A 5879-nucleotide genomic window follows, 5' to 3' on the forward strand; every position below is an offset into this window, starting at 1 on the left:
GCCCGAGCGCCTCCACGCCCTCCTGCAGCGCCTCCTCGAGCACCAGCAGGGCCTCGAGCAGCCCCTGAACGGCCGCCTCGCCGCCGAGGCCGTCCTCCTGGACCTCGCCGAGGCCCTCGTCGCCGCGGGCCGGGGCCGCGCCCCCTCAGCCGCGTAGCCGCGCCGCGACGGCGTCGAGGCGCTCCCACGCCCGCTCGAGGTCCTCGGCGCTGGTGTAGAAGTGGGGGGAGAAGCGGATCCCCCCGCAGCGCTCGGCGCAGGCGACATCCGCCGCCCGCAGGGCGGCCAGGGCCCGCTCGCCGGGGACGCCGGGGATGCGGAAGGTGACGATCCCGGCGTGGCGCCCCTCGGCCTCGGGGGTGACCACCTCGAGGCCGCGGCGCCGCGCCCCCTCCATGACGGCCCGCGCATTGGCCAGGACGCCGCGCTCGACGGCCTCGAGGCCCTCCTCCTCGAGCACGGCGAGGCTCGCCTCCAGCGCGTGGGCGCCGAGGAGGTTCGGGCTGCCGGGCTCGAAGCGCCGGGCCGATGCCGCCGGGCCCCAGTCGCCGCGCTCGAAGTCGCCGAGGTGCTCGACCATGTGCCAGCCGAACTGGCGCAGGTGCAGCCGCTCCCGGAGCTCCGGGCGGACGTAGAGCGCCCCGAGCCCCTCGGGGCCGAGCATCCACTTGTGGCCGTCGGCGACGATGAAGTCGGCATCGACCGACAGCCGCACCGCGCCGAGCGACTGGATGGCGTCGACGCACAGCAGCACCCCTCGCTCGCGGCAGGCGCTGGCCAGGCGCTCCAGGTCCATGCGCAGCCCGGTCCCGTACTGCACGCTGCTCACTGGCAGCAGGCGGGTGCGCGGGCCGAGGGCGGCGATCAGGGCGTCCTCGGGCGTCGCCGCGGCCGCGTCGTCGAGGCGGACCCGGCGGACGCGGACGCCGTAGCGCTGCGCCAGCGACTCCCAGACCCAGCGGTTGGAGGGGAACTCCTGGTCATTGACGACGACCTCGTCGCCGGGCTGCCAGTCGAGCCCGTAGGCGATCAGCGACAGGCCGGCCGAGGTGTTGGGGATCAGCGCCACATCATCGGGCGAGGGCACCCCCATGAGCCGCGCCAGGCGCTGGCGCAGCCGGGTCTCCGCCTCCAGCCACTGCGGGTAGTCGGCGGCGCCGCGGTGGGCGCACTCCGCGGCGAGGCGCTGCACGGCCTCCGTGGCGCGCCGGGGCCAGGGGCCGATGCCGGCGTGGTTGAGGTAGACGAGCTGAGGATCCTGGGGGAATTGGGGGTGACCCGGCATGGGCATGTGCTCAGTTTGATGGGATTTCAGGGCGTATTGAAGGGGATCCACCGGTAATTATCAAGCCTTCTGAAAGGGATCTGTTGCAATAATCTCCTCAGCGGAGTTCAGAGAAAACCTCGCTAGCAGGATCTATAGCGGTAGCTAGACTTAAGGTTAAGCAGCCTCGGAAGATTTAGTCTATCAAGATCGTTACCGGGGGTTTACTCAAGGCAACACCTGAGGAGATTCTCTTATGCTGAGAAACCGTGTTTTGGCCCTGGCCATTATCGCCTCCCTGCCAGCCGTGTCTTTGGCCCAGGAAGGGGGCATGCAGGGGAGCGGAGTGGGGCCTACTGTAGGTGATCGCGAATTTAGTATCTCGGGGTCGGGTAACAGTGAGCAGGACTTCGATTCCGGCTCCCTCAGTGTGACTGGCGATCTAGGTTGGTACGTAACGGAGCGCTGGGTCTTGGGCATTCGGCAAAGCGTGAATTACGCGAGTATCCAGGGGACCAGTATCGAGGACGACTTCTGGAACGGCTCGACTCGCGGATTCGCCGATTACCACTTCGGCCGGAGTGCTTGGCGGCCCTTCCTTGGTGCCAATCTCGGCCTGGTCTACGGGGACGGGGTCGAGGACACGGGCCTTGCCGGGCTTGAGGCGGGGCTGAAGTACTACGTGCTCCCCAAGACCTTCATCTCAGGGCTCGCTGAGTACCAGTGGTTCTTCGAGTCCTCGGACGAGGCCGACGACCAGTTCGATGACGGCGCTTGGGTCTACAGTGTGGGCCTCGGCTTCAACTTCTAAGACAACCGGAGGCGGGCTAGCGAGCACGAGCCGGCTAGCCCGCTGGCTGCGGCATCCGCCGCAGGCTTTGGTTCGTAGAATATATATTATGTTAAATAAGGGGTGGCACAGCCTCCCGCGACCCCGGTCTCGCCGCGGGACGGGAGCTCGGCTGCGCTCCCCCTCTCGGCCCCGCCCTGCTAGAGCTGGCGCGTAGCCCGCCAGCGCTGCTGGTGCTCCTCGTCGGCGATGTTCCACTCGATCTCGGTAAACTGCCGGTCCCCGGTCTCGATCAGCGCCCAGAGCACGAAGTCCGCCGCGCTCTCGGCGCTGTAGAGCTGCCCATTCTCCTTGAGCTTGATGAAGCGCTCCACCGAGGGAAAGCGCGAGGCGCTCTGGGAGCGGATCAGCTCCTGCATCGGGGTGTCCACCACGCCCGGACGGATGGAGCCGAAGAGGACCCCTTCCGGCCAGAGCTCCTCACGGTAGACCTGGTAGAGCATGTACAGGGCCGCCTTGCTGGCGCAGTACGCCCCCCAGCCGGCCGTCGGCTTGTGCGCCGCCCCCGAGGAGATGTGCAGCACCCGGCTGCCCCGCGCCGTGTGCGGCAGCAGCGCCTGGGTCAGGAAGACCGGCGCCTCGACGTTGATCGCCATCGCCCGGCGCCACGCCTCGGCATCCACCTCGCGCAGCGGGCCCATCGGCTCCAGGGCCCCCGCGTTGTGGACGAGCGCGCGCACGGTGGTCCCCCGCGGGACGGCGGCCGCCACCCTCGCCCGCTCCTCCGGCTCCGCCAGGTCGGCCGAGAGCACACCGATACGCTCCGGGTCGAAGGCGGCCGTATCCGCCAGCGGCGCCTCGCGCCGGCCGATGATGAGCACGCGCGCCCCGCTCTTCGCCAGGCCGCGGGCGATGGCGCGGCCGAGCCCCGTGCCGCCGCCGGTTACGATCGCCAACTCGTCGTCTCGCCACTTCATGAAGGCTCCTCTTCCAGGTCCGGTGCCATCGGCTAATAACCTCACAAAACCGAATGATACTGCATTCTAGCGGTCCGTGGTGACCGCTGCCGGGCGAGTCCCTGCGCCGTGGCCCCACGCCCCTGCCGGCAGCAGACCACACCACCCCCGTCTTCCCCCAGCGCATGATCCCTGCTTAGATGAATCTCAATACAACGACAACCCTCCCGGGCCGAAGAGAAGAGCGCTACGGGGGGAGCCGAGAGAGCCGACCAGGAGGAGCGCCATGACGTACCGAGACCTCTACCGGGACTCCATCCGCGATCCCGAGGGCTTCTGGCTGGAGCAGGCGCAGCGCCTCGCCTGGCACGAGCCGCCGGCCCAGGCCCTGAGCCGGGATGAGCGCGGCCACTACCGCTGGTTCCACGGCGGCAAGCTCAACGTCTCCCACCTCGCCCTCGACGCCCACGTCGAGGCCGGCCGCGGCGAGCAGGCCGCCCTGCTCTACGACTCGCCCGTCACCGGGAGCCGGGCCCGCTACACCTACCGCGAGCTCCGCGACGAGGTCGCCCGCGCGGCGGGGATGCTCCGCGAGCTCGGCGTCGGCCACGGCGACCGGGTCATCCTCTACATGCCGATGATCCCCGAGGCGGTGATCGCCATGCTCGCCTGCGCCCGGCTCGGCGCCATCCACTCGGTGGTCTTCGGCGGCTTCGCCGCCAACGAGCTGGCCGTGCGCATCGACGACGCGGCGCCGAGGGTGGTGCTGACGGCGAGCTGCGGGATCGAGTTCGAGCGCGTCATCCCCTATCAGCCCCTGGTCAACGAGGCGCTCCGCCGCGCCGAGCACGCCCCGGAGGCCGTCGTCTACGTCCGCCGCCCCCAGGCCGAGGTCGAGCTCCAGGCGGGGCGCGACCTCGACTGGCACGAGCGGATGCGCGCGGCCGCCCCCGCCGAGGCGGTGCCGGTGGACGCCACGGACCCGCTCTACATCCTCTACACCTCGGGGACCACCGGGAAGCCGAAGGGGGTCGTCCGCGAGGGCGGCGGCTACGCCGTCGCCCTGAACTGGAGCATGGCGGCGATCTACGACCTCCACCCCGGCGAGGTCTTCTGGACCGCCTCCGACGTCGGCTGGGTGGTAGGCCACTCCTACATCGTCTACGCGCCGCTGATCCGCGGCTGCTGCACGGTGGTCTACGAGGGCAAGCCGGTCCGCACCCCCGATGCCGGCGCCTTCTGGCGGGTGATCTCGGAGTACGGCGTCAAGAGCTTCTTCACCGCCCCGACCGCCTTCCGCGCGGTCAAGAAGGAGGACCCCGAGGCGCGCCACCTCGCCAACTACGACCTCTCCTGCCTGGAGAGCGTCTTCGTCGCCGGCGAGCGGCTCGACCCGCCGACCTACGAGTGGCTCGCCGAGACCCTGGAGCGGCCGGTCATCGACCACTGGTGGCAGACCGAGACCGGCTGGCCCATCGTCGCCAACCCCATGGGCATCGAGCCCATGCCGGTCAAGAGCGGCTCCGCCACCCTGCCGGTGGCCGGCTACGACATCCGCGTGCTCGACGACGCCGGCCGGGAGCTGCCGGCCGGCGAGCAGGGCAACCTGGCCATCCGGCTCCCCCTGCCCCCGGGCTGCCTGCCGACGCTGTGGAACGACGACGCCCGCTTCCGCCGCTCGTACCTCGAGCGCTTCCCGGGCTACTACGACACCGCCGACGCCGGCTTCATCGACGAGGACGGCTACGTCTTCGTCATGGGGCGTGTCGACGACGTCATCAACGTCGCCGGCCACCGGCTCTCCACCGGCGAGATGGAGGAGGTCATCGGCGCCCACCCGGCGGTGGCCGAGTGCGCCGTCGTCGGCGTCCACGACGAGCTCAAGGGGGAGCTGCCGGTCGCCTTCGTCGTCCTCAAGGACGGCGCCGAGACCGGCCAGGAGGAGCTCGAGGGGGAGCTGACGCAGGCGATCCGCGACGAGATCGGCGCCATCGCGGCCCTGCGCCGGGTGGCGGTCGTCGCCAAGCTGCCCAAGACGCGCTCGGGCAAGATCCTGCGCAAGAGCATCCGCACCCTGGCCCAGGAGTCGCGCGAGGCGGTGGCGACCCCGTCGACCATCGACGACCCGGGCAGCCTCGACGAGATCGCCGAGGCCATGGAGGCGCACCGCATCGGGCGCTACAGCGACCAGCCGTAGAGGCGCGCCAGCTGCTGGTAGACCGCGGGGAAGCCCCGGCGCAGCCGGGCCGGGTCGGCGAAGTAGGCCTCGGTGGCCACGGCGAAGAACTCCCCGGGGTCCTCGGCGGCGTAGGGGTCGAGGGGCGGAGGCTGCCCGCGGTGCGGGTCGCCGCCGCCCTCCTCCGCCTCGAGGTGGGCGCGCAGCGCCGCGTAGGCGGCCTCGAAGGCCGCGGCCCACTCCGCCACGGGCATCCCGCGGCGCAGCGGCGGCAGGCCGTTGACTGCGCCCTGGCGCATGTCCAGCTTGTGGGCGCACTCGTGGATGACCACGTTGCTGCCCGGCTCCGGCGCCAGGGCGCTCGCCAGCGAGAGCACCAGCGGCCCGCCCTGCCACGCCTCGCCGATCAGCGCCCCCTGCTCGGTGTGCACCACCCCGGCCTCGTCCTCGTACTCGTGGGTGGCGACGAAGTCGGAGGGGTAGATCAGCACGGTCGTCCACGCGGCGTAGCCGTCGAGCCCGATCTCGAGGATCGGCACCGCGGCCTGCAGCGCCACGGCGTCCAGCTCCGCCGCCGTGGGCGCCGCCCCTGCGACGCCTTGGAACGCCTTCTCCGCGCGCAGGAGCACCGCGGTATCGGCGAGCCGCTGCCGGCGCCCGGCATCGAGGCGGCGCAGCCGCGGCAGGGCCCGC

General features: G+C 71.1%; 5 protein-coding genes. 2 read left to right on the plus strand and 3 right to left on the minus strand.

Annotation, left to right across the window (positions count from 1 at the left end):
* Positions 1-145: 145 nt before the first annotated feature.
* Positions 146-1285 carry an aminotransferase class V-fold PLP-dependent enzyme gene (locus tag CKO13_RS10160; RefSeq protein WP_338034633.1) on the minus strand — a complete coding sequence of 380 codons (1140 nt, stop codon included), beginning with the start codon at positions 1283-1285 and terminating at the stop codon, positions 146-148.
* A gap of 469 nt (positions 1286-1754) precedes the next feature.
* On the opposite strand from CKO13_RS10160, the gene CKO13_RS10165 reads away from it, so the two are divergent.
* Positions 1755-2075 carry a porin family protein gene (locus CKO13_RS10165; protein ID WP_420827064.1) on the plus strand — a complete coding sequence of 107 codons (321 nt, stop codon included), beginning with the start codon at positions 1755-1757 and terminating at the stop codon, positions 2073-2075.
* Between the two features lie 179 nt (positions 2076-2254).
* Here CKO13_RS10165 and CKO13_RS10170 read toward each other — a convergent pair whose 3' ends face one another.
* Positions 2255-3031, minus strand: a complete 777-nt coding sequence (locus tag CKO13_RS10170) for an SDR family NAD(P)-dependent oxidoreductase (protein ID WP_200260439.1) — start codon at positions 3029-3031, stop codon at positions 2255-2257.
* Positions 3032-3296: 265 nt separating this feature from the next.
* On the opposite strand from CKO13_RS10170, the gene CKO13_RS10175 reads away from it, so the two are divergent.
* Positions 3297-5207, plus strand: a complete 1911-nt coding sequence (locus CKO13_RS10175) for a propionyl-CoA synthetase (RefSeq protein WP_200260442.1) — start codon at positions 3297-3299, stop codon at positions 5205-5207.
* Here CKO13_RS10175 and CKO13_RS10180 read toward each other — a convergent pair.
* Positions 5189-5879: M90 family metallopeptidase (locus CKO13_RS10180; protein WP_200260445.1), on the minus strand; the 691-nt coding region annotated here is incomplete at its 5' end. The genes CKO13_RS10175 and CKO13_RS10180 overlap by 19 nt on opposite strands.

The organism is Halorhodospira neutriphila (genome assembly GCF_016584055.1).
Classification (GTDB): domain Bacteria; phylum Pseudomonadota; class Gammaproteobacteria; order Nitrococcales; family Halorhodospiraceae; genus Halorhodospira; species Halorhodospira neutriphila.